We start from the raw sequence: 23,798 nt of genomic DNA on the forward strand, positions 1-23,798 counted from the left end.
TCGCGGTTACTGTGCCGCCATGACACTGAACTTGGCGATGATCACGTTCGACACGACCGACCCGGGACCGCTCGCCCGCTGGTGGGCCGCGCAGGCGGACGGAACGATCGTGGAAGAGAACGACGGGTGGTTCTACGTCGTCGAACTCGCGTCGGCACCGTATCGAATGGCCTTCCAGAAGATCGACGACCCGACGCCCGGCAAGAATCGCGTCCACCTCGACATGACCACCGGTGACCTCGACGCTGAGGTCACGCGGCTCGTCGAGGCGGGTGCACGCGAAATTGCGCAGCACACGATGGGCGACTTTCGCTGGGTGACACTGATCGATCCCGACGGCAACTCGTTCTGCGTGTCCGGTTCGCACTGAGTAGCGGATGCCCGTCCAAGCGTGGGTGACGCTCGTGGTCGGCTGGGACGTCTTTGCGTCGCTGCTGCGGGACGGCCCACCACCCCGCCGCCAGAACAGCGGGTCTACCGGCACGTGACCGCGGTCAGGCCGCGGCCGCCGGCAGCTCAGCCAAGGTAGAGGCGAAAACTCCCGTGGGCCCGCCCGATACGTCGCAGTACTCGCCGTCTCGCCAGAAGAACACCGAGCGTGACAGTGGGCTCGGCGTGTCACGAGTGAACATATCTGCCAGCTCGGCGAGCTCGGCTGCTGCCGCGAGCGCCACGTCGGCGTTGCGCGGCCGGTGGAAAATGAACTCGTAGGCATTGGGAACGACGAACAATACGCCGTACAGACATTCGCCGAGGTGTGCGAAGATCAGCGTGGTCATATCGGCGACCTTCGACGCGAGGTAGATCGAATCACCGCTGAGGACCTCGATGTCGACGCTGTTCCTGCTGAGAATTCGGCCGTCCTCGAATTTCAGCGCTGCGGTGTTCCTTCGGCCGGCGGCCCAGGCGGCGCTGAGGTCTCGGCCGACGAGATGCCGATCTGCCAGTGTCACAGCGCGATTCGGAGAAGACAGGTTCAGCACCCGTCGCGGTGCGCCCGGCACGTCGAGTAGCGGGACGGAATACTCGTACTCGCACTCACCCATAGCCGCCAGGGCGGACGGAGCGATGACGCGCTCGCGCAGCCTCGAGTAGAACTCGTCGTCCGACAATCCGGTGAAGAACGTGGGATCCGCCTCGCGCATCGTCTCGATCATGAGGTCGACATAGCCGGCGATGATGCCGTCCCACGCCGATCGACTCACCCCGGAGCACCGGGCGAACACATTGTTCAGTGACATGCGAACGCCCGAGCCCACCGCCAACGTCGTCGCATCCTCGCGGTGAACCACCACCCCACGCTTGCGAAATGCTTCGATCGTCTTCATCCGCACGATGGCGAATGTGGTCGCATGAACTGCGCCGTAATCAGGCAGAGAATGAAATTTCATGAAGTTGTCCCCCCGGTCGGTGTGTGCTCTCGAGGTGTTCGACGCGGCGGCTGCCACAATGGTTCCCATGTCGACTCACGCCTCCGCAACCGGTCTCTGCAACTTCGTCGACGTCTCTCCGTCACCGTTCCACGTGTGCCGGACAGTCTCCGTCCAACTCGACGACGCAGGATTCGTGCGGCTCGACGAGACCGATACCTGGCCTACGGAAGCAGGCCGCTACTACCTGATCCGCGGCGGATCGCTGGTTGCTTGGAGTACCGAGAGTGATGGTCCGTTCCGTATCGTCGGCGGACACACCGACAGTCCCAACCTTCGCGTGAAGCAACATCCCGATCTGCAATCCGCGGGCTGGCAGATGGTGGGCCTCGAACCGTACGGCGGTGCGTGGCTCAACTCGTGGCTCGATCGCGATCTTGGCATTTCCGGCCGGCTGAGTGTGCGCGACGGAAACACGGTGCGCGAGGTTCTGGTGAAGGTCGACGAGCCCATCCTGCGAGTCCCGCAGCTCGCGATTCACCTCTCCGAGGATCGCAAGGGCGTCACCCTCGATCCGCAGCGACACGTCAATGCCATTTGGGGCGTGGGCAATTCGCCACAATCATTCATTGCATACGTCGCCGAGCGAGAAGGCGTCGACCCGCATTCGGTACTGGGTTGGGAGTTGATGACGCACGATCTGGCGCCCAGTGCCGTCGTGGGTGTCGAGTCCGAACTCGTCAGCGCGCCGCGTCTGGACAATCAGGGCACCTGCTATGCCGGGACCCAGGCTTTGCTTGCCGCAGTGGACAATCCGACCGCCGTCACGCCGGTGCTGGCCCTGTTCGACCACGAGGAAGTCGGCAGTATGTCCGACCGCGGTGCGTTCTCGGATCTGCTGAACACCGTGCTCGAGCGCATCGTGCTCGGACGCGGCGGTGGCCGTGAGGAATTCCTCCGCACGATGGCCGGATCCATCTGTGCCTCGGGCGATATGGCGCACGCGACGCATCCCAACTACCCGGACCGGCACGAGCCCGCGCATCGCATCGAACTCGGTGGGGGACCGGTGCTCAAGGTCAACCAGAACCTGCGCTACGCAACGGATTCCGCGGGTGCCGGTGCCTTCGCGCTCGCCTGCGATCAGGCTGGAGTTCCCTTGCAGCGCTACGTACATCGAGCCGATCTGCCCTGCGGCTCGACCATCGGACCCATCACTGCGTCACGCACCGGCCTGTCCACGGTGGACGTCGGAGCAGCGCAGCTGGCCATGCACTCGTCGCGAGAGTTGATGGGAGCCAGTGATGTGAAGTCCTACGCCGACGCGTTGGCGGCATTCCTGGCCCCGGCCTGAGCCCGAACGGGGGTCGCAAATGCGCGCGCATTCGTCAGGTGCTCGCGGATTCGTGACCTGTGCGGGGGCGATTTCGCGTGCGTGTGGCAAACGCGCGCGCATTTGCGGGGGGACCGGGGGCGGAGGGTGTGGGCGGAGTCTGAATGCCGCGGCGCAACACCGTTTCCCGTTCCCCGTTCCCCGTTCGGCGGTCGCAAACGCGCGCGCATTCGTCAGGTGCTCGCGGATTCGTGACCTGTGCGGGGGCGATTTCGCGCGCGTATGGCAAACGCGCGCGCATTTGCGGGGGACCGGGGACCGGGGGTGCGGGGCGGAGGGGGCGGGGCGGAGGCGAGTCAGAGACCCGGTGAACCCGAACCAGCAACCCAGTGAACCCGCGTCTCGGCTAGATCGGGCTCAGTTGCAGGCAAGCATCGGCCGCCAGCCAGAACAATTGTTCGCGCACTGTCGTGGCCTTGGTCCAGCCGCGGTGGTCCCAGTCGGCGGCGAGGGAGTCACCCGCGTACAGCAGTTGCGCGAATCGCACTCCGCGGAATCGGGCGACGGCGCAGAAGGCCGAGGCTTCCATGTCGACGGTTCGGCAGCCTTCGTCGACGCGGCGGGAAACGCGGGCTCGAGTCTCGCGATACAGCGCGTCCGTCGTCCAGGAGCGGCCGGTCACGAAATCGACTCCGGCGTCGGTCAGCACGGATTGCAGCACAGCCACGCCTGCCGGATCGGCGTCGACCACTCGTCCCGGCGGCAGGTAGTGGAACGAGGTGCCCTCGTCGCGGACGGCGCTGTCGACCACCATCACGTGTCCCATGCCCAGGTCGTCGGACAGTGCGCCCGCGCCGCCGACGGCCACGAACTGGGTGCAGCCCATCGCGATGGCCTCTTCGAGGAACAGTGCGGCCAGCGGAGCGCCGACGCCGGGGTGGAAGACGGCAAGTTTCTCCCCGTTCCGTTCGATCTCGTAGACGGGGTGTTCGCCGTGCTCGGAGCGCATGATCGAGACGACTCTGGCGTCGCCTTTCGCGCAGATGCTCTCGATCACCTCGGAGAAGAAACAGACGACGGCCTTGGGTGGTACGTCGACTCCCTTGGCCACCATCGACGGGTCGATGACGCCCGTTTCGTCCAGATCGTTCTCGGTCAGCGCGATGTCCATCAGGTGATGTTCGCACGACCGATTACAGACCCTGCACGACCGATGCCGTACATGTCGCACGGTCCCGATAGACTCTCCCTGGCATTTCGCTCCATCGAAGGGACCTATTCCTCGTGTCCGCTAGCTCTGTACCCACAGACACTGTCTCCAACGCCGTCGCAACCCCCGACGTAGCGCAGCCGTACAAGGAACTCGGACTCAAGGACGACGAATACGTCCGCATCAAGGAAATCCTCGGCCGTCGGCCCACCGACGCCGAGTTGGCGATGTATTCCGTCATGTGGAGCGAGCACTGCTCGTACAAGTCCTCGAAGGTGCACCTGAAGTACTTCGGTGAGACCACCACCGACGAGATGCGCAAGCCCATGCTCGCCGGTATCGGTGAGAACGCGGGCGTCGTCGACGTCGGCGACGGCTGGGCCGTCACGTTCAAGGTCGAGAGCCACAATCACCCGTCCTACGTCGAGCCCTACCAGGGTGCGGCGACGGGCGTCGGCGGCATCGTCCGCGACATCATGGCCATGGGCGCGCGCCCGATCGCCGTCATGGACCAGCTGCGATTCGGTGCCGCCGATGCACCCGATACGCGCCGCGTCCTGAGCGGCATCGTCGCAGGCGTCGGTGGCTACGGAAACTCCCTCGGCCTGCCGAACATCGGCGGCGAGACGGTGTTCGACGCCTCCTACGCCGGTAACCCTCTGCTGAACGCTCTGTGTGCCGGTGTCATGCGCGTCGAGGACATGCATCTCGCGTTCGCGTCGGGCCTGGGAAACAAGATCATTCTGTTCGGCGCACGCACCGGTCTCGACGGCATCGGCGGCGTGTCCGTGCTCGCGTCGGAGACCTTCGACGGCGACGAAACCGGCGGGGGCCGCAAGAAGCTTCCGGCAGTCCAGGTCGGCGATCCGTTCACCGAGAAGGTGCTCATCGAGGCCTGCCTCGAGCTGTACTCCAACAAGCTCGTCGTCGGTATCCAGGACCTCGGTGGTGCCGGGTTGTCTTGTGCCACTTCGGAACTCGCGTCAGCGGGCAGCGGTGGTATGCACATCGAGCTGGAGAAGGTGCCGATGCGCGCCACCGGCATGACGCCCGCCGAGGTGCTGTCGAGCGAATCCCAGGAACGCATGTGCGCGGTGGTGACTCCCGACAACGTCGACGCATTCATGGCCGTCTGCAAGAAGTGGGACGTTCTGGCCACGGTGATCGGTGAGGTCACCGACGGTGAACATCTCCAGATCACCTGGCACGGCGAGACGGTCGTCGACGTTCCGCCGAAGACCGTCGCGCACGAGGGACCGGTGTACAACCGTCCCGTGCAGCGTCCCGCTACCCAGGACGATCTGGTCGCGAACACCACGGCGTCGCTGCAGCGTCCGGAAACCGGGGACGAACTGAAGGCGACGTTGCTGAAGATGATCGGCTCGCCGCAGCTGTGCAGCCGACGCTTCATCACCGAGCAGTACGACCGCTACGTGCGCGGCAACACCGTCCTCGCCGAGCACGCCGACGCAGGCGTCATCCGCATCGACGAGAAGACCGGTCGCGGAATCGCTTTGGCCACCGACGCGTCGGGTCGCTACACCGCACTCGATCCGTATCGGGGTGCGCAGCTGGCGTTGGCCGAGGCGTTCCGCAACGTCGCCGTCACCGGTGCGACCCCGAAGGCCGTCACCAACTGCCTGAACTTCGGCTCACCCGAGGACCCGGGCGTCATGTGGCAGTTCCAGCAGGCCGTGCGCGGATTGGCGGACGGCTGCGTCACCCTCGGCATTCCCGTGACCGGCGGCAACGTCAGCTTCTACAACCAGACCGGTGCCGAGCCGATCCTGCCGACGCCCGTCGTCGGTGTACTCGGCGTCATCGACGACGTGCATCGCCGCATCCCCACCGGCCTCGGTCTCGAGCCCGGCGAGACGCTGATCCTGCTCGGCGAGACCTACGACGAGTTCGACGGGTCCATCTGGGCTCAGGTCGAGCACGATCACCTCGGCGGCGTGCCGCCCAAGGTCGATCTCGCCCGCGAGCAACTGCTGGCAGACATTCTGCTCTCGTCCTCGCGCGACGGATTGGTCTCGGCGGCACACGATCTGTCCGAGGGCGGCCTCGCGCAGGCCGTCGTCGAAGCCGCTCTGGCCGGTGAAACCGGTTGCCGCATCATCCTTCCCGAGGGTGCCGATCCGTTCGTGACACTGTTCTCCGAGTCCTCGGGTCGCGTACTCGTCGCGGTGCCGCGCACGGAAGAGACTCGCTTCACCGGCATGTGCACCGCCCGCGGTCTGCCGTGGGCGCGCATCGGCGTCGTCGACGAGGGCTCGGATTCGATCGAGGTGCAAGGGCAGTTCTCCGTCCCGATGACGGAGCTGCGCGAGACGTTCGAGAGCACTCTTCCCAGACTCTTCGGCTGACCGAGGTGGGGGGACGCACATCGGAGCAGCGCCACGACGAGGTCGACGCGACACTCGAGCAGGACCAGCATCATCGGTACCACCTGCCCTCGGTCGAGTTCGCCGTCCCCTCACCCGCCAAGCATCCGTTCGTCATGTGGGCCTGGGGCCTGCTGCGCCTGGACTTCACCGGAATTGCGTTCAGCGCGTTGTTCTTCTGCTGGTCGTTGACTCCGTCTCTGCTCCCTCGCGGATGGCTGTTCCAGGGCATCATCGGCGGTATCAACGCGGCCATCGGCTACGCATTCGGCGTCGCGGTGGGTTGGGCCGTCACCCGTTGGTGGCTCTCGTCGCGATCGTGGTGGCCGTTGCCGCGCAAGGCCGAGCTGGCCGTCAAGGTCGCCGTTCCCGTCCTCGCGATTGCGGCTTCGATGATCATGCTGGCGATCTCGGCGGAATGGCAGCGTGAGCTGGCCGCTCTGATGGACGCGGAAGGAACCACCACAACGGGGTATTTCCGCACCGGCGCGCTCAGTATCGCCATGGCAGCGCTGTTGATCTCGGTGTGGCGGGTGTTGCGTGACTTCGTTCGTCTGCTCGCCCGTCAGATCAACCGCATCGTGAAGATGCCGCGCGAAGTGGCCAATGCGCTCGGGGTCGTCGTCCTCGTCGTGCTGTCCGTCGCCCTGGTTCAGGGTGTCCTGCTGCGCGCGGTATCCGAGGTCACCAATTCCGTGTTCAGTCTGCAGAACGACGAAACCCGTGACGGCGCAGAACAACCCGTCGCCGACGAACGCTCCGGCAGCCCGAACTCGTTGGCGCCGTGGGACACCCTCGGCTTCGAGGGTCGCAACTTCGTCTCCAGCGGACTTCGCGCCGACGAGATGGAGCGAGCCACGGGCCGCCCCAGCCTCGAACCGATCCGGGCATATGCAGGGCTGGAAACCGCAGAGACCCAGGACGAGCGACTGAACATCGTGGTCGCCGAACTCGAACGCACCGGGGCATTCCAGCGCGCGGCTCTCGTCGTCGTCCCGACCACCGGAACCGGATGGGTCAATCCCACCGCCATCGAAGCCGAAGAGCTCATGTTCGACGGCGATGTCGCCACCGTCGCATCCCAGTACTCGTACCTGCCGAGTTGGATCTCCTTCGTCGCGGAGGGAGACAAGGCCGCGCAGGCAGGCAGAGCTCTGATCGACAAGGTGCACGACCGCTGGCTGCAGGAACCGGAGGCCACGCGCCCCAAGTTCTACGTCTACGGCGAGAGCCTCGGTACCCAGGCGGGTGAAGGCGCGTTCGACGGTCTGGCCGACATCCGGGCCACCACCGACGGCGTCCTGTGGGTGGGACCGCCGAACAACAACCGCATCTGGAGTCAGTTCGTCAGCCGACGCGACCCGGGAAGCCCGGAGGTGCGGCCGGTCTACTCCGAGGGCCTGACGGTCCGGTTCGCCGACAACTCGTCGGGCATCCCGCCGGAGGATCAGCCCTGGTACGAGCCGCGGATCCTCTACGTTCAGCACGCGTCGGATCCGGTGGTCTGGTGGTCACCCGACCTGTTGTTCGAGCGTCCCGACTGGCTGTCCGAGCCACCGGGGCCGGACCGGCTGCCGAGCATGCGATGGTTCCCGGTCGTGACCTTCTGGCAGGTGGCCGCCGATCTGACGAACGCCGCAGGCGTTCCCGACGGACACGGCCACAATTACGGAACCCTCGTGCTCGACGGCTGGGTGGCCGTTGCCGCGCCCGAGGGGTGGACCGACCGCGACACCGAACGAGTCCGCGGGGTCATGGAGCAGTTCGCCGGCCGGGACGGTCCGGAGAAGTGAGAACCGCAGTGACGGCCGGAGTGGAGCCTGCGGAACGACCCATTCTGGCCGGAGTGGAGCCTGCGGAACGACCCATTCTGACCGGACTCGCGACGACGGCGTGGAGTACCTATCTCCTTCCCGCTCTCGGTTTCGATGCCCGTGGACGGGCAGTGGCCAACGCGTCGTTCGCCGTCGGTGTGGCTGTACTGTCTCGAACGAGCGCAGCAGAGCTCGGCCTGCGCAATTTCGCTGCCGGGCTGAAGTGGGGCGCTGCGGCGTCGGCGGTGCCCGTTCTCGGATCTGCCGTCGTCGCTGCGATTCCTGCGTTGCGTCGGCGCGTCCGGCCGTCCGAGGACGAACTGGTCGAGTGGGTCCTGTTTCGCATCCCGGTGGGAACGGTACTGACCGAGGAACTGCTCTTCCGCGGTGTGCTCGACGCCGCGTCGCCTGCTCTGTCGCCGATCTTCTTCGGGCTCTGGCACATTCACCCGGCCCGCGCGGCGGGTGACACCGTGGTCGGAACGGTGGTGGCAACGGCAGCGGCCGGTGTGGTGTTCTCGTGGCTTCGAGCCCGCAGCGGCAGTGTGCTCGCCCCGGCGCTGCTGCACTACTTTCTCAACGCCAGTGGCGCTGTGCTGGCGCATCTCGCAGCGGACGACAGGAGTTAGGCGCAGTGCCACCGCACAAGGAAGTCGGCCCCGCCGAGGTACGCGAGGCCGTTCTGGCCGTCGAGCAATGGATCAAGGGTGAGGCGGACAAGCCTGCGCGGGCGCAGATAGCCGCAGCGGTACGCACCACTGCCAGAACTCTCGGCCAGAATGCGCCGGGATCCTCGGTGGAGGTGCGGGTACCGCCGTTCGTCGCGGTGCAGTGCATCGTGGGGCCGCGTCACACCCGGGGGACACCGCCGAACGTCGTCGAAACCGACGCGCTGACGTGGCTGCAGGTGGTCACCGGAATCCGCGATTTCGCCGAGGCTCTCGCCGACGGTTCGATCGATGCGTCGGGCAGTAGAGCGGCGGAAGTGGGTCGCTGGCTGCCGCTGTTGTCCATCAGGTGATCGGTGTGAATCGGACACACGTTCACCTACTGGGAATCTCCCGTCCACACGATGCGTTGACTCCGGCCGTGTGCCCGTAGACTCAGGCACGGCCCCCCGCCCCGTCCCCCAAGGGAGCAATGCCCGTGACCAACGCCGATTTGTCGGTCGACAGTCCGAATCTTCTGGTAAGCAAACCCCTCGACGAACCGGAGAACGAGCCGCGCGAGGAGTGCGGAGTGTTCGGAGTATGGGCACCGGGCGAGGATGTGGCCAAGCTCTCGTATTACGGCCTCTATGCGCTGCAGCACCGTGGCCAGGAGGCTGCCGGCATCGCAGTGTCCGACGGCTCTCAGGTGTTGGTGTTCAAGGATCTCGGTCTCGTCAGCCAGGTGTTCGACGAGCAGACGCTCGGCGCTATGCCCGGGCACGTCGCCATCGGTCACTGCCGCTACTCCACCAGTGGTTCGGTCACGTGGGAGAACGCGCAGCCCATCTTCCGTACCACCACCGCCGGGACGGGGATTGCGCTCGGCCACAACGGGAATCTGGTGAACTTCGCCGAGCTCGCCACGAAGGCGCGCGACGCAGGCCTGATCAACGACCGGCTGCAGGGCAACGGCACGTCGGATTCCGACGTGGTGACCGCGCTGCTGGCGCACAAGGCGGCCGACTGCACCATCGAGCAGGCGGCGATGGAACTGCTGCCATTGCTCGAGGGTGCCTTCTGTCTGACGTTCATGGACGAGCACACCCTCTACGCCGCGCGTGACCCGCACGGCGTTCGACCGTTGTGCCTCGGCCGCCTCGATCGCGGCTGGGTGGTTGCCAGCGAGACGGCGGCACTCGACATCGTCGGTGCCGCGTTCGTCCGCGACATCGAGCCCGGTGAACTGCTCGCGATCGACGCCGACGGTGTTCGGTCCTCGCGCTTCGCAGCTCCCGAGCCCAAGGGTTGCGTGTTCGAGTACGTGTACCTCGCTCGTCCCGACAGCGTCATCGGTGGTCGTTCGGTGCACTCGACGCGAGTCGAGATCGGACGTCGTCTCGCGAAGGAACATCCGGCCGAGGGGGACCTGGTCATCCCGGTGCCCGAGAGCGGAACTCCTGCTGCGGTCGGTTTCGCGCAGGGCTCCGGCATCCCCTACGGCCAGGGGTTGATGAAGAACGCCTACGTGGGCCGCACGTTCATTCAGCCGTCGCAGACCATTCGTCAACTCGGCATCCGGCTCAAGCTGAATCCTCTCAAAGAGGTCATACGGGGCAAAAGGCTGGTGGTGGTGGACGATTCGATCGTTCGCGGCAATACCCAGCGCGCGCTGATCAGGATGCTGCGCGAGGCCGGTGCGCTGGAGATTCACGTGCGTATCGCGTCGCCGCCGGTGCGGTGGCCCTGCTTCTACGGCATCGACTTCGCTTCTCCCGCAGAGCTGATCGCCAACGGTGTCGATTCCGAGGACGGAATTCTCGAGGGTGTCCGGCAGGCGATCGGTGCCGATTCGTTGGGGTACATCTCCATCGACGGCATGATCGCGGCCTCCGAGCAGCCCGAATCCCGGTTGTGTGCAGCATGTTTCACCGGCAAGTATCCGATCGATCTGCCGGCCGACAACGCACTCGGCAAGCACGTTCTCGAGGGTCTGCTGGCCTCGGCCGCCGGGCAGCCGGTGGACAACGACGCGAACGTGAGTGCTCTGAGTCGTCCCTGAGCAGGGCGTTCCCACGAGGGAACAGCAGGGTTTTCTCAATGCCACATATTGGAAACAGTCCGTCGGTACTGTCCTTTCAGTTACATAGGACACACCGATTGGATAGAGGCTTTCAGATGACCCTGTCGCCCGACGACGGACGCATGCAGCGCTACAGCGCGGCATCGAAGACCGCTGCACCCAGCACAGCGGGACGCAAGCACGGCAAGAAAGTTGCTGCAGTGGCAGCACTGTCGGTACTCGCATTGACTGCGGCAGCCTGCGGCTCGGGCCGCACCGACGACGCCGGTGGCTCCGGTGAGGGCGGTGGTGACACCATCACCGTCGGTACCACCGACCAGGTGACGTCACTCGACCCGGCGGGCTCGTACGACAACGGCTCGTTCATGGTCATGAACCAGACGTATCCCTTCCTGATGAATTTCGCGCCCGGTAGCTCCGAGCTCGAGCCCGATGTCGCCGAGAGCTGCGATTTCACCGAGCCGACCGTGTACACGTGCACGCTGAAGGACGACCTGACGTTCGCGAACGGCAACCCGCTGACGAGCGAGAGCGTGAAGTTCTCCTTCGATCGCATCGTCGCCATCAACGATCCCAACGGACCCGCGTCGCTGCTGACGAACCTCGACAGCATCGCGACTCCGGACGAGAAGACCGTCGAGTTCACGCTGAAGGCCGCGAACGATCAGACGTTCCCGCAGATTCTGGCGACACCGGCGGGCCCGATCGTCGACCAGACCGTGTTCCCGGCAGATTCGATTCTCGACGACGACGCCATCGTGGCGGGCACCCCGTTCGCAGGCCCGTACTCCATCTCGAGCTACGCCAAGAACTCCCTCGTCAGCTTCACCGCGAACGGCGACTACAAGGGCATCCTCGGAACCCCGAAGACCTCGTCGATCAACGCGAAGTACTACACCAGCTCCGACAACCTCAAGCTCGACGTGCAGAACAAGGCCATCGACGTCGCGTGGCGATCGCTGACCCCGACGGACGTCGAATCGCTCGGCAGCGTCGACGGTCTGACGGTGCACGAGGGACCCGGCGGCGAATCGCGCTACATGGTCTTCAACATGAACACGATGCCCGGTGACACCCCTGATCAGAAGCTGGCCGTGCGCAAGGCAATTGCGGCCTCGGTGGATCGCCAGGCGCTGTCCGACGGCGTCTACAAGGGCACCTACACCCCGCTGTACTCCGTCGTACCCACCGGCCTGGCCGGTGCGAACACCGCGTACGGCGACGTCTACGGCACCACCCCGAACCGCGACGAAGCAGCCGGATTCCTCTCTGCCGCAGGCGTTGCCACCCCGGTGCAGCTCAACCTGCAGTACAACCCGGACCACTACGGTTCGAGCTCGAGCGAGGAATACGCCGCGATCAAGAGCCAGCTCGACGCGACGGGCCTGTTCAACGTGAACCTGCAGTCCACCGAGTGGAGCACGTACACCAAGGAACGCGTCGCCGACGCCTACCCGGTGTACCAGCTGGGCTGGTTCCCGGACTACCCCGATGCGGACAACTACCTGACGCCGTTCTTCGGCCCGGACAACTTCCTGCAGTCGCACTTCGAGAGCCCGGCCATCACGTCACTGCTCGATCTCGAGCGCACGACCGCCGACGAGAATGCTCGGATGCAGATCATCGGTCAGATTCAGACCGAGCTCGCGACGAACTACCTGCCGACGCTTCCGTTGTTGGAGGGCAAGCAGATCGCCGTCGCCACCGACGAGATCAGCGGCGTGGACGAGACTCTCGACGCCTCGTTCAAGTTCCGATTCGTCACTCTCGCCAGGGGCTGACCGGCGTGCCCACTACCGACAGCACGACGGTAGAGGGCGAGAAGCAAGCACAGCAGGTGAGCGCGCCGTCACGGTACGGCGCGCTCGCCCGTTATCTCGGGGTCAGATTTCTGCTGATCATTCCGACTGCCTGGATTCTCGTCACCGTCGTGTTCTTTCTGATGCGGGTGATCGGTGATCCGATCACCGCGGCCCTCGGTGGTCGCCTACCTGCCGAACAGATCGCCCAGCGCAAGGCCGAGGCCGGCTACGACCGACCCATTCTGACGCAGTACTGGGAGTACCTGACCGGACTGTTGCGCGGCGATTTCGGCCGCTCCGCCACCGACAACCGCGCGATCAGCGACGTCCTGCTCGTCAACGGCGCTGCCACACTGGAATTGGCGTTCTGGGCACTGCTGGTCGCCTTCGCGGTCGGCATCCCGCTGGGGTTCTTCGCCGCCACCCATCGGGACCGATTCGGTGACGCCTCGCTGCGGATCTTCGCGATCCTGGCGTACGCGGCTCCGGTGTTCTTCGTCGGTATGCTGCTCAAACTGCTGTTCGCAGTCAAGCTCGGTTGGCTCCCGGTGGCCGGTCGTGCCAGCACCAATGTGGAACTGGCACTGCAGAACGTCTCGCCCAAGACCAACATTCTGATCGTCGATTCGTTCCTGTACGGCGAGCCGAGCTACATCGTGGACGTGCTCGAGCATGCCGTGCTACCTGCACTCGCCCTGGGTCTGCTGACGGCCGGAGTGTTCCTGAGGCTGGTGCGCGTCAACCTGATTCAGACGTTGCAGGCACCGTTCGTCGACGCCGCGCGCGCTCGCGGTTTGAGCGAGGGCACGGTGACGCGACGACATGCGTTCCGCAACGCCATGATTCCCATCGTCACCGTCATCGGCCTGCAGATCGCCGTGCTGCTCGGCGGTGCGGTACTGACCGAGACGACCTTCGAGTGGCAGGGCCTGGGTTACGAACTCGCCCGATACCTCCAGCAACGCGATTTCGTTGCGGTACAGGGCATCGTGACGTTCCTGGCCGTCGTGGTCGCCGTCGTCAGCTTCGTCACCGACGCGATCGTCGCACTCATCGACCCGAGAGTGAGGTTCTGATGAGCACCGAAGTCGTGCTGTCCGACGTCCCTCCCACCCGTCCGCACCGTCGAGGATTTCCCGGCGTCGCATTCGTCAAGTCCACGTCGGGGTTGCAACGTGTCACCTTGATCGTCGGGTTGGCCCTGATGGTGGCGTTCGTGATCGCCGCAGTGTTCGCCCCGCTTCTCGCGCCGTACGGGTTCTCGCAGACCAGCGACGCCGGGCAGGATTTCGCCCGACAAGCAGCCCCGTCCGCGCAGCACTGGTTCGGCACCTCGGTTCGCGGTGAGGACGTGTTCTCGCGCGTGATCTACGGTGCCCGAACGGCATTGATGGTGATCGCGTCGTCGTTGATTCTCTCGCTCATCATCGGTGTTCCGCTCGGCCTCGCCTCGGGCTACATCGGCCGTTGGTTCGACCGCGTGCTCGTGCTGTTCATGGACGCGATGTACGCATTCCCCTCTCTGCTTCTCGCGGTGGTCATCTCGATCGTCGTCGCAGGCGGCCAGTCGTCGAGCTTCGGTGGCATCGCATCCGCAGCCATCGCCATCACGGCCATCTTCGTCCCGCAGTACTTCCGCGTCGTGCGCAACGCCACGGTGGCGGTCAAGACCGAACCGTACGTCGACGCCGCCCGGGTCACCGGTGCCGGTACTCCGCGAATCCTGTTCCGCCACATCCTCGCCAACGTGGTGCAGACGCTGCCGGTCATCATCACCCTCAACGGTGCCGAGGCCATCCTGACCCTCGCCGGACTCGGATTCCTCGGATTCGGCATCGAGCCCACCTCCGCCTCGGAGTGGGGATACGACATCAACAAGGCGCTGCCCGATATCTCCAACGGCATCTGGTGGACGTCGGTGTTCCCCGGCCTGGGCATCGTGTTGGTGGTGCTCGGCCTGACCATGGTGGGCGAAAGCGCAAGTGAGACACTCAATCCGCTGCTGCGCACCCGCAAGAAGTTCAAGAAGGCGGTGAAGGTATGACATCGAGTGTTGCAACTCCACGCGAGTCCGCATTGTCGGTGAAGTCGTTGTCCGTCACGTTCCTCACCGATGCCGGCGAAGTCGATGCCGTCACCGAGGTCTCGTTCGAGGTGTTCCCCGGCGAAGTACTGGCGGTGGTGGGGGAGTCCGGATCGGGCAAGTCCGTCAGCGTCCGATCCGCCATCGGCCTGCTCCCCGACACCGCCCGCGTCGAAGGACACGTGGTACTCGGTGGCCAGGACGTGACGAGGCTGAGCAACAAGGCGTGGGCGCAGTTGCGCGGCAACAAGATTTCGATGGTGTTCCAGGAACCGGGCAGCGCCCTCGATCCGCTGTTCACCATCGGCTATCAAATCGTCGAGGCGTTGCGGGCGCACACGCGCGACGACGGTAAGCGAATGTCGGCGAAGGATGCCAAGATTCGGGCCGTCGAGCTGTTGACGATGGTGGGTCTGCCCAACCCCGAGCAGCGCTTCTCGTACTACCCGCACGAGCTGTCGGGTGGCCAGAAACAACGCGTCATGATCGCGATCGCCATCTCGTGCGAGGCGAAGGTCATCATCGCCGACGAGCCGACCACCGCCCTCGACGTCACGGTGCAGGCCGAAATCCTGGACCTGCTCCGTGATCTCAAGGATCGGCTCGGCTGCGCCATCGTGCTCATCACCCACAGCATGGGCGTCGTGTCCGACCTGGCCGACCGCGTCGTCGTCATGCAGAACGGCCGCGTCGTCGAGGAAGCTCCGGTGGCGCAACTCTTCGACGCACCCGCCGACGACTACACCAAGAAGCTGCTGGCCGCGGTGCCGACCCTCGCCGCCGTGGAGTCCGACAAGACGGTCGACACCTCGGGAGAACCGGTACTCGACGTCTCGCGTTTGGTGGTGCAGTTCTCCGGCGGCGTCGGCTCACCTGCGTTCCGGGCGGTCGACGACGTCTCGCTCACCATCCACCGCGGCGAAACCCTCGGGCTGGTGGGCGAATCCGGCTCGGGCAAGTCCACGATCGGCAGATGTGTTGCAGCACTGCAGAAGCCGACCAGCGGCAGCGTGACGGTGATGGGGCAGAACATCGCAGGCGTGAGCGAACGCAAGCTCAAGCCGCTACGCAAGCGATTCGGCTTCGTCTTCCAGGACCCGTCCGCATCACTGAACCCCCGACTGACCGTCGGGCAATGCATCGCCGAACCGATGATCGTGCACAAGTACGGCTCCAAGGACGCGATCTCGGCGAGGACGACCGAGCTGCTCGAGGCCGTGCAACTGCCGTCGGGCACCGACAAGCGCTACCCCCACGAGCTCTCCGGTGGGCAGCGGCAACGCGTCAGCCTGGCGCGGGCTCTGGTGCTGGGACCTGATCTGGTGGTCGCGGACGAGCCGACCAGCGCTCTGGACGTGTCGGTGCAGGCAGCCGTGCTCGATCTGTTCGAGGCACTGCAGCAGGAATTCGGCTTCGCCTGCCTGTTCATCAGTCACGACCTCGCGGTGGTCGACCGCGTTGCGCACCGCGTGGTGGTACTGCGCAACGGGGCAATCGTGGAAGAGGGGACACCGTGGAAGATCCTGCGATCGCCGGAGGCGGAGTACACCAAGAAGCTGTTGGCGGCGATCCCGGGTAAGCGCCTGCACACGTGAATTCTTCTCGCCACCGGGCACTCCGGTACCGTTAGGGCGCTATCTGTGCCGTCACGGGCGCTGACATGATCGAGTACACAGGCTGGAGCCGAATGACCGAGGAATCCCAACCCACGAGCGCAACTCACTCGGGCGGTGCCTCCTACGCGGCGGCCGGGGTCGACATCGCCGCAGGAGATCGAGCAGTGCAACTGTTCGCGCCGCTCGCCAAGAAGGCCAGCAGGCCCGAGGTCATGGGCGGTCTCGGCGGTTTCGCCGGCCTCTTCGCGCTCAAGGGCGACTACCGCGAGCCCGTCCTGGCCGCCTCGACCGACGGCGTCGGCACCAAGGTGGCCGTGGCGCAGGCGCTCGGCAAGCACGACACCCTGGGCCTCGACCTGGTCGCAATGGTCGTCGACGACCTCGTCGTCTGCGGTGCCGAGCCACTGTTCCTGCAGGACTACATCGCCGTGGGCCGAGTGGTTCCCGAGCAGGTCGCCGAACTGGTCAAGGGCATCGCAGAAGGCTGCATCATCGCCGGCTGCGCACTGCTCGGCGGCGAGACGGCCGAGCATCCGGGACTGATGGCCGACGGCGATTACGACCTCTCGGCCACCGGCATCGGCGTCGTCGAGGCGGATTCGATCCTCGGACCCGAGCGGGTGCGTCCCGGTGACGTCGTCATCGGCATGGGATCGTCGGGTCTGCACTCCAACGGCTACTCCCTCGCGCGCAAGGTGCTGCTGGAGATCAACCACATGGATCTCGGCGGACACGTCGAGGAGTTCGGCCGCACCCTCGGTGAGGAGCTGCTCGAACCGACCAAGATCTACGCCAAGGACTGCCTCGCGCTCGCGGCCGAAACCGACGTGCGCACGTTCTGCCACGTCACCGGCGGCGGATTGGCGAACAACCTCTCACGGGTGATGCCCGAGGGCCTGGTCGCCGAACTCGACCGCACCACGTGGAGCCCTGCCCCGATCTTCTCGCTGATCGCTCAGCGCGGACGCGTCGAGCGGGCCGAGATGGAGCAGACGTTCAACATGGGTGTCGGCATGGTCGCCATCGTGGCACCCGAGGACGTCGATCGAGCACTCGCCGTGCTGACCGCACGCCACATCGACTGCTGGACGTTGGGCACGGTGAAGAAGGCGACCGGTAAGGACGTCGCCGACGAGCGTGCGCTTCTGCTGGGTAACCACCCGAGGTTCTGATCGCCCGAGGACGGGCAAACAAGTGAGGGGGAGCCGCACCGCGGCTCCCCCTCAGTCGTTCAGTGCTCAGTACTAGCGTCGCCAGTCCTCGTACTCGTCTTCTTCGACTCGGGAAGGCGCGTCCGAGTCGACGCCGCCACGATGCGAGTTCGACGAACCACCGGAGAGCTCTTGCTGCAGTCTCTCCAAGTCCGTAATAGGCGAGCTGTACTTGAGCTCACGAGCGACCTTTGTCTGCTTTGCCTTAGCCCTGCCTCGGCCCATGGCGGTGCCCCCTCGCGGACTTTCGGGGCGGCCTGGGGAAATTTGGCGGCCCCGTTAGAGTTGGTATTTCTTCCTGGGACACACTCTAGCGCGCGAATCGCCGCGATGCGCAGACGGCACCACGTGTCGATGCCGGGCGAACGGGCGCGACACGCCCGGGAAAAGGGTCGACGCAGCCTGTACCTGCAGAAATCCGTGCACAGGCAAACTATCTTCATGTTGCGACACGAGAACTACGTGCTGCGCGTCATGGGGAGCGACGCACTCAGGGGTCAGTTCCGCAACGATTTCAATGCCGCGGCCGCATCGCGGTAGACCTTCGGTGCCAAATCGGGCTGATCGAGCAAAGTGGACATCGCGGTCGCGTCGGTTCCTCGGAACAGGTCGCGAACCGTCACCCCGTGTTGCGGTACCGACTCCACGGTCACCGTGTCACCGCCGCCGAAGACCCCGGGTTCGAGAACTCGAAAGTACGCACCCACATCGCCTCGGTCCGCGAAGCGACGGATCCATCTCGGCTGGTCCATCCACCGTGCGAACGTCGCGCAGGGCTTGCGGGCGATCGTCACCTCCAACGTCACCGTGCCGATGCGCCACCGCGACCCGATCACCGCGTCGGTCACCGGTACACCCTCGGTGCGGAGGTTCTCCCCGAATCGACCCGGTGGAACCGGCACCCCCAGCTCGTCGGCCCAGTGCTGCGCCTCGACCTCGTCGTAGGCGTACACGGCCTGATCGAGTCCGCCGTGGAATTTCGTGTCCCGACAGTGATCACCGCCGATGCCGAGCTCGTGCACGTCCACCTGCCCGTCGACGGGCCGCTTGTCGATACCACTGTCGACTACCGCTCGGCGTCCGAACGGAACATCGGCGTGCACGACGCAGACCGCGAGGACCCTCCCGGTCACCGGCCGCGCAGGCGGTCGACCGCAGCGCGGCCGGCCTGGACGTCGTCGTACGACGGGATCGAATCCGGATCGATCGACGCGGCACACGGCCCCGCCTCGAGGGCAGTGTCGACCGGAATCGTCCGTTTGAGAAGAGCCAACGCGATCGGCCCCAGCTCGAAGTGATCGATGACGGTGCCCAGACGGCCCACCGAGCGTCCGCCTGCGGTCACCGGATCGCCCGTGCCGGGCCGACCGTCCGCGGAACCGTCGAGATGCAGCAGCACCAGGTGCCGGGGCGGTCGACCGAGATTGTGCACGCGCGAGACCGTCTCCTGCCCGCGGTAGCAGCCCTTCTCCAGATGCACCGCACCGAACTCGGCGGCGCTGCCGATCCAGCGAACCTCGTGCGGAATGGTCTTCTCGTCGGTGTCCACTCCCACGCGCGGACGCAACGATTCCACCCGCAACGCGTCGAACGCCCAGGTTCCGGCCGGGGCGGCCCCGGCGTCGCGCAGTCGGAGGAACCACTCGCTCAGGCTCGCGCGGGGGATCACCACGTCGTAGGAATTCTCGCCCGGCCAGGGCATCCGCCGCACGAAACCGCCGCCGTCGATCGGCGACGCACCGTAGACCGCGCTCGGAGCCGGCAGGCCGGCCTTCTCGAGCACCGACGCCGCGTCGGATCCGAGGACGGTGAGAACGGCGAGTTCGTCGGCCTCACGGGGTTCGGCCTTGGCCCAGAACACCATCTTCTTCAGGAACGACAGCAGATCCGGTCCGGCCGAGCGCTCGGTGTCGATGTACGTGACGCCGGCCAGGTCGGTCTGGACGAAGTGATGCTCGATGCGGCCGTTGACATCCAGGCTCAGATTCTCGGCCGAGCTGCCGTCGGGCAGGTTGGAGACGAGTTGGCTCGAGATCGTGTTCAACCAACTCAGGCGTTCGTCTCCGCTGATGGCCAGCACGAAACGGTGGGATCGGTCGATGACGGCAGCGCCGCTGACCGCGTCGCGTTGCTCGCCGAACGGATTGCCGTAGTGCCAGGCCACCCCGGCATCGACGCTGTCGTCGGGGGAGGGCACTGCGCCGGGGAGTGTCAGAAGTGGACTCGGGCTGATCGTGACTGTGTCGGACACATCTCCATAGTAGGAGCCCGTCGGCGCAGCAACTCGGTGACCGGTCCCTTTACACCCTCGAAACGGCGACGACACGGCACCGCGACGACACGGACCTAGCGTGTCGATCCATGAAGAAACTGGCGCATCCGGCCGCGCAGATCGGCCTCGCCGCGATCGGCGGCATCGTGTTCGGGTTGGTGGTCGGAGAGTGGGCCGCGAACCTGAAGTTCATCGGTGATCTGTTCATCCGACTGATCCAGATGTCGATCGTCCCGCTGGTGATGGCTTCGGTCATCGTGGCCACCGGGTCGATGGCGGGGGCGGGAACCGGCAAGATCGCGTTTCGCACCTTCAAGTGGATGATCGGGTTCTCGGTCGTCGCTGCTGTGCTGGCCTGGGTGCTGAGCACCATCATTCGGCCGGGCGCGGGCATGGTGTTCACCCAGCAGCTCGATCCGGCGCTCGAGGAGTCGGCGAGCGAGGCGCTCGGCTGGCAGGACACACTGCTGAACTTCGTCAGCACCAACGTGTTCGACGCCATGTCGACGGCGACGATGGTGCCCATCATCGTCTTCTCGCTGCTCTTCGGTATCGCGCTGCGCAGTCACATCACCAAGACCGGCAACACCCAGGTGCTCTCGTTCATGGACCAGATCCAGCAGATCGTCCTGACGATGATCCGGCTCGTCATGGTCATCGCCCCGGTCGGTGTGTTCTGCCTGCTCGCCGCGCTCGCCGGAGACGTCGGATTCTCCGTGGTGTCCACCGCGCTGAGCTACCTCGGTACGACGCTGCTCGGGGTGTTGATTCTGTTCGCACTCTTCGTCGTGGTCGTGACGATGCGGACCCGATTGAACCCGTGGAAGCTGCCCAGCAAGCTCACCGAACAGACGGCCGTTGCAGTGACGACGACGAGCTCGGCCGTCACGTTCCCGACGGTGCTGCGCAACACCGTCGAGAAGGTCGGCGTCAGTCAGAAGGTCGCCAACTTCACGCTGTCGATCGGGTTGACGATGGGCTCCTACGGTGCCGTGCTCAACTACATGATCGTGGTGATGTTCCTCGCGCAGGCAGGCAACATCGACCTGAGCCTCGGGCAGATCGTGCTGGGCATGGGCCTGGCGGTTCTGCTGAACATGGGCACCATCACCGTGCCCGGCGGATTCCCCGTCGTCGCGATGTTCCTCGCGACCTCGCTCGACCTTCCCTTCGAGGCCGTCGGACTGCTGATCGCCGTTGACTGGTTCGCCGGGATCTTCCGTACCTTCCTCAACGTGAACGGAGACACGTTCGTCGCGATGCTCGTCGCCAACGCCGACGACGAGATCGACCGCGAGGTCTACAACGGCACCAAGGTCGTCGTCGCCGAGGATCTCGACCTCGACGAGTACGCCGACGCGCTGGCAACGGCCGACCGAGCGGATTGATCGAACGCGTCCGCTCCCCTCTAGGGTGGCGGGCATGTCGGAGTCGGTAGTGGTGACGTTGGACGGCCGAGTGCACGACGCGAATCGGCCGTTGCTGTTCGCCGACGACCTGGCCGCGGTACGCGGCGACGGGGTCTTCGAGACGCTGCTCGTGCGCGGCGGCGCGGCCTGTGCGGTCGAGTTGCATCTGGCCCGGCTGGTGGCGTCGGCGAAGGCGCTGGACCTACCCGTCCCCGATCTCGAACAGTGGCGCGCCGTCGTCGAACAGTCCGTGGGTCTGTGGGCGCAGGAGTCGGAGGACGAGGCGGTTCTTCGCGTGGTCCTCAGCCGCGGACGCGAGGGCGGTGGTGACCCCACCGCGTACGTGACGGTGGGGCCGCTGCCCGAGCGAGTGCGGGCAGCGCGCACCGACGGGGTGTCGGTGATCACGCTCGATCGCGGCTACTCGGTGGACTTCTCGTCGGGAGCGCCGTGGCAGCTCGCGGGGGCCAAGACGTTGTCGTATGCGACCAACATGGCCGCGCTGCGGCATGCCGCAGCGCAGGGTGTCGACGACGTGATCTACCTCAGCAGCGAGGGCCGGGTGCTCGAAGGCCCGCGCTCGACGGTGGTGCTCGCGCGCGGTAAGACTCTCGTCACACCGTCCGTCGAACAGGGCATCCTGGCCGGAACCACGGTCGCCGGGTTGTTCGCCGTGGCCGAGTCCGCTGGTTGGACATGCGAACACGGGCACCTGTATCCCGCGGATCTCATTGCCGCAGATGGCGTTTGGCTTGTCTCGAGCGTCACCCTCGCGGCTCGGGTCACGGCGATGAACGGCGTTCCTCTGGGCACTCGGAGGCGTGCCGGTGACGTTTCGACGATGGTCGATACGGCCGTGGAGGCGGTCGAAACTCGATAGGAGTCCAACGACCCTGCCGAAAGACTCTTCCCTACTACTAATCGTAGTAGTACATTCGAGTTTGTCGCGGGCCAACGCCCTGACCTGCGGTGTTGCCCGTCACAGCTCGGGTGTGAGAGTTCGGAGTATCGATGGACGCGTTGGATGTCTCGCGGTGGCAGTTCGGTATCACCACCGTTTACCACTTCATTCTCGTACCTCTCACGATCGGCCTCGCGCCGATGGTGGCCGCCATGCAGACCATGTGGGTGATCACCGGGAAGGACTCCTGGTATCGGCTGACCAAGTTCTTCGGCAAACTGTTCCTCATCAACTTCGCCCTCGGCGTCGCGACCGGAATCGTCCAGGAATTCCAATTCGGCATGAACTGGAGCGAATACTCACGGTTCGTCGGTGACGTGTTCGGTGCACCCCTCGCGCTCGAGGGATTGGTCGCGTTCTTCCTCGAGTCCACGTTCCTCGGCCTGTGGATATTCGGCTGGAGCCGACTCCCGAAACTCGTTCACCTGGCGACCATTTGGCTCGTCGCCATCGGCGTCAACGCCTCCGCCTTCTTCATCATCGCAGCCAACTCATGGATGCAGCATCCCGTCGGCGCGATCTACAACGAAGAGACCGGCCGCGCCGAACTCACGGACATCTGGGCACTGCTCACCAACAACACTGCGCTGGCGGCCTTTCCGCACGCCGTCGCAGGAGCGTTCCTCACCGCCGCGACCTTCGTCGCCGGCATCTCCGGCTGGTGGATGGTGCGTGAGGCTCGCAGGAAGCAGGCTGCGCTCACTCCGCTGTCCGAAAACGGACTCGCTCCGCAGGCTCCGCTCCCGGCCACTGGGGTCGCTACGCAGGCTCCGCTCCCGGCCACGGACTCGCGTTCGATGTTCAGATCCGCAGCACGAATGTCCTTCATCGTCATGATCGTTGCGGGCGGTGCGCTCGCCATCACCGGAGACATTCAGGGCAAGCTCATGTTCGAGCAGCAGCCCATGAAGATGGCCTCCGCAGAATCGTTGTGCGACACGGAGACCGGGGCCAGCTTCTCGCTCCTGACCGTGGGCACCCACAACAACTGCGAATCCGTGATTCACCTCATCGCGATTCCCGGACTCACCTCGTTCCTGGCGGAGAACGACTTCGGTGCCACCGTGCAGGGCGTCAACCAACTGCAGGAGCAGTACGAGCAGCAGTTCGGCCCCGGAAACTACAAGCCGAACCTGTTCGTCACCTACTGGGCGTTCCGAATGATGATCGGACTGGCCGCCGGCTCGGCCCTGCTCGCCATCGCGGGTCTGTGGGTCACCCGGGGTGGCCGGATTCCCGACCAGAAGTGGTTCTCGTGGTTGTCGCTGCTGGCGATTCCGACGCCGTTCCTCGCCAACAGTGCGGGCTGGATCTTCACCGAAATGGGCCGTCAGCCATGGGTTGTCGCGCCGAACCTCTCGGGAGTCGATCAGATACGGCTGACCGTGGACCAGGGCGTGTCCGACCATCCCGTCGGCCTCGTTCTCGCCTCGCTGGTCACGTTCACACTGCTGTACGCCGCCCTCGGTGGTGTCTGGTTCTTCCTTCTTCGTCGCTATGTCATCGAAGGGCCTCTCGACCACGACGCGCATCCGCACGTCGATCCACCGGAATCGGAAGACGAAGAGCCCAAACAGCTCTCGTTCGCGTACTAGGGGAAAAC

20 protein-coding genes are annotated in these 23,798 nt (G+C 65.3%); 15 read left to right on the forward strand and 5 right to left on the reverse strand.

Going from position 1 to position 23,798, the window contains the following annotated elements; translation table 11 throughout:
* Positions 1-19: 19 nt before the first annotated feature.
* Positions 20-370 carry a VOC family protein gene (locus R3P95_RS09695; protein ID WP_149404994.1) on the forward strand — a complete coding sequence of 117 codons (351 nt, stop codon included), beginning with the start codon at positions 20-22 and terminating at the stop codon, positions 368-370.
* Between the two features lie 124 nt (positions 371-494).
* Here R3P95_RS09695 and R3P95_RS09700 read toward each other — a convergent pair whose 3' ends face one another.
* A complete protein-coding gene (locus R3P95_RS09700) occupies positions 495-1,391 on the reverse strand; it encodes a hypothetical protein (RefSeq protein ID WP_317548212.1) in 897 nt (298 codons plus the stop codon).
* A gap of 58 nt (positions 1,392-1,449) precedes the next feature.
* Between R3P95_RS09700 and R3P95_RS09705 the strand changes: the two genes are divergently transcribed.
* The gene (locus R3P95_RS09705; protein ID WP_317548301.1) at positions 1,450-2,724 is read left to right on the forward strand and encodes a M18 family aminopeptidase; all 1,275 of its coding nucleotides are present in this window, start codon (positions 1,450-1,452) and stop codon (positions 2,722-2,724) included.
* A 385-nt stretch (positions 2,725-3,109) separates the two neighbouring features.
* On the opposite strand, the gene R3P95_RS09710 is transcribed toward R3P95_RS09705, so the two are convergent.
* Positions 3,110-3,874 carry a nucleoside phosphorylase gene (locus R3P95_RS09710; protein ID WP_262498243.1) on the reverse strand — a complete coding sequence of 255 codons (765 nt, stop codon included), beginning with the start codon at positions 3,872-3,874 and terminating at the stop codon, positions 3,110-3,112.
* 113 nt (positions 3,875-3,987) lie between these two features.
* Here R3P95_RS09710 and purL point away from each other — a divergent pair, with 113 nt between their 5' ends.
* From purL to purM, 10 genes are all read left to right on the forward strand, one after another.
* Positions 3,988-6,279 carry a phosphoribosylformylglycinamidine synthase subunit PurL gene (purL, locus tag R3P95_RS09715; RefSeq protein WP_068049919.1) on the forward strand — a complete coding sequence of 764 codons (2,292 nt, stop codon included), beginning with the start codon at positions 3,988-3,990 and terminating at the stop codon, positions 6,277-6,279.
* A gap of 83 nt (positions 6,280-6,362) precedes the next feature.
* On the forward strand, positions 6,363-8,090 hold the full coding sequence (locus R3P95_RS09720; protein WP_317548302.1) for an alpha/beta hydrolase: 1,728 nt from the start codon (positions 6,363-6,365) through the stop codon (positions 8,088-8,090).
* Positions 8,087-8,740 carry a CPBP family intramembrane glutamic endopeptidase gene (locus R3P95_RS09725; protein ID WP_317548213.1) on the forward strand — a complete coding sequence of 218 codons (654 nt, stop codon included), beginning with the start codon at positions 8,087-8,089 and terminating at the stop codon, positions 8,738-8,740. The genes R3P95_RS09720 and R3P95_RS09725 overlap by 4 nt, the downstream gene beginning before the upstream one ends.
* Before the next feature lie 5 nt (positions 8,741-8,745).
* The gene (locus R3P95_RS09730; RefSeq protein WP_094668891.1) at positions 8,746-9,132 is read left to right on the forward strand and encodes a sterol carrier family protein; all 387 of its coding nucleotides are present in this window, start codon (positions 8,746-8,748) and stop codon (positions 9,130-9,132) included.
* 125 nt (positions 9,133-9,257) lie between these two features.
* Complete coding sequence (gene purF / locus R3P95_RS09735; RefSeq protein WP_149404998.1) at positions 9,258-10,820, forward strand: amidophosphoribosyltransferase; 1,563 nt, start codon at positions 9,258-9,260, stop codon at positions 10,818-10,820.
* A 116-nt stretch (positions 10,821-10,936) separates the two neighbouring features.
* On the forward strand, positions 10,937-12,622 hold the full coding sequence (locus tag R3P95_RS09740) for an ABC transporter substrate-binding protein (protein WP_317548214.1): 1,686 nt from the start codon (positions 10,937-10,939) through the stop codon (positions 12,620-12,622).
* A 56-nt stretch (positions 12,623-12,678) separates the two neighbouring features.
* Positions 12,679-13,719: an ABC transporter permease gene (locus tag R3P95_RS09745; RefSeq protein ID WP_176460326.1), complete on the forward strand. Its 1,041-nt coding sequence runs from the start codon at positions 12,679-12,681 to the stop codon at positions 13,717-13,719.
* On the forward strand, positions 13,719-14,687 hold the full coding sequence (locus R3P95_RS09750) for an ABC transporter permease (protein WP_094639295.1): 969 nt from the start codon (positions 13,719-13,721) through the stop codon (positions 14,685-14,687). The genes R3P95_RS09745 and R3P95_RS09750 overlap by 1 nt, the downstream gene beginning before the upstream one ends.
* Positions 14,684-16,321 (forward strand): ABC transporter ATP-binding protein, encoded by a 1,638-nt coding sequence (locus tag R3P95_RS09755; RefSeq protein WP_317548216.1) that lies wholly within the window; start codon positions 14,684-14,686, stop codon positions 16,319-16,321. Before R3P95_RS09750 ends, R3P95_RS09755 begins: the two co-directional genes overlap by 4 nt.
* Positions 16,322-16,413: 92 nt before the next feature.
* Positions 16,414-17,514, forward strand: a complete 1,101-nt coding sequence (purM, locus tag R3P95_RS09760; protein ID WP_032376541.1) for a phosphoribosylformylglycinamidine cyclo-ligase — start codon at positions 16,414-16,416, stop codon at positions 17,512-17,514.
* 72 nt (positions 17,515-17,586) lie between these two features.
* Here the strand turns inward: purM and R3P95_RS09765 are convergent, their stop codons facing one another.
* From R3P95_RS09765 to ygfZ, 3 genes are all read right to left on the reverse strand, one after another.
* Positions 17,587-17,778: a DUF3073 domain-containing protein gene (locus tag R3P95_RS09765; RefSeq protein WP_082898823.1), complete on the reverse strand. Its 192-nt coding sequence runs from the start codon at positions 17,776-17,778 to the stop codon at positions 17,587-17,589.
* A gap of 272 nt (positions 17,779-18,050) precedes the next feature.
* Entirely contained in the window at positions 18,051-18,686 is a 636-nt protein-coding gene (locus R3P95_RS09770) for an MOSC domain-containing protein (RefSeq protein WP_317548217.1), read from the reverse strand.
* Entirely contained in the window at positions 18,683-19,804 is a 1,122-nt protein-coding gene (gene ygfZ / locus R3P95_RS09775) for a CAF17-like 4Fe-4S cluster assembly/insertion protein YgfZ (RefSeq protein WP_317548218.1), read from the reverse strand. Before ygfZ ends, R3P95_RS09770 begins: the two co-directional genes overlap by 4 nt.
* Positions 19,805-19,914: 110 nt before the next feature.
* Here ygfZ and R3P95_RS09780 point away from each other — a divergent pair, with 110 nt between their 5' ends.
* From R3P95_RS09780 to R3P95_RS09790, 3 genes are all read left to right on the forward strand, one after another.
* Positions 19,915-21,213, forward strand: coding sequence for a dicarboxylate/amino acid:cation symporter (locus tag R3P95_RS09780; RefSeq protein ID WP_068049893.1), 1,299 nt, complete (start codon positions 19,915-19,917; stop codon positions 21,211-21,213).
* A 34-nt stretch (positions 21,214-21,247) separates the two neighbouring features.
* On the forward strand, positions 21,248-22,114 hold the full coding sequence (locus R3P95_RS09785) for an aminodeoxychorismate lyase (protein WP_317548219.1): 867 nt from the start codon (positions 21,248-21,250) through the stop codon (positions 22,112-22,114).
* Positions 22,115-22,245: 131 nt separating this feature from the next.
* A complete protein-coding gene (locus tag R3P95_RS09790; protein ID WP_317548220.1) occupies positions 22,246-23,790 on the forward strand; it encodes a cytochrome ubiquinol oxidase subunit I in 1,545 nt (514 codons plus the stop codon).
* The last annotated feature ends 8 nt before the right edge of the window (positions 23,791-23,798 follow it).

It is taken from the genome of Rhodococcus cercidiphylli (assembly GCF_033042225.1).
GTDB lineage: Bacteria > Actinomycetota > Actinomycetes > Mycobacteriales > Mycobacteriaceae > Rhodococcoides.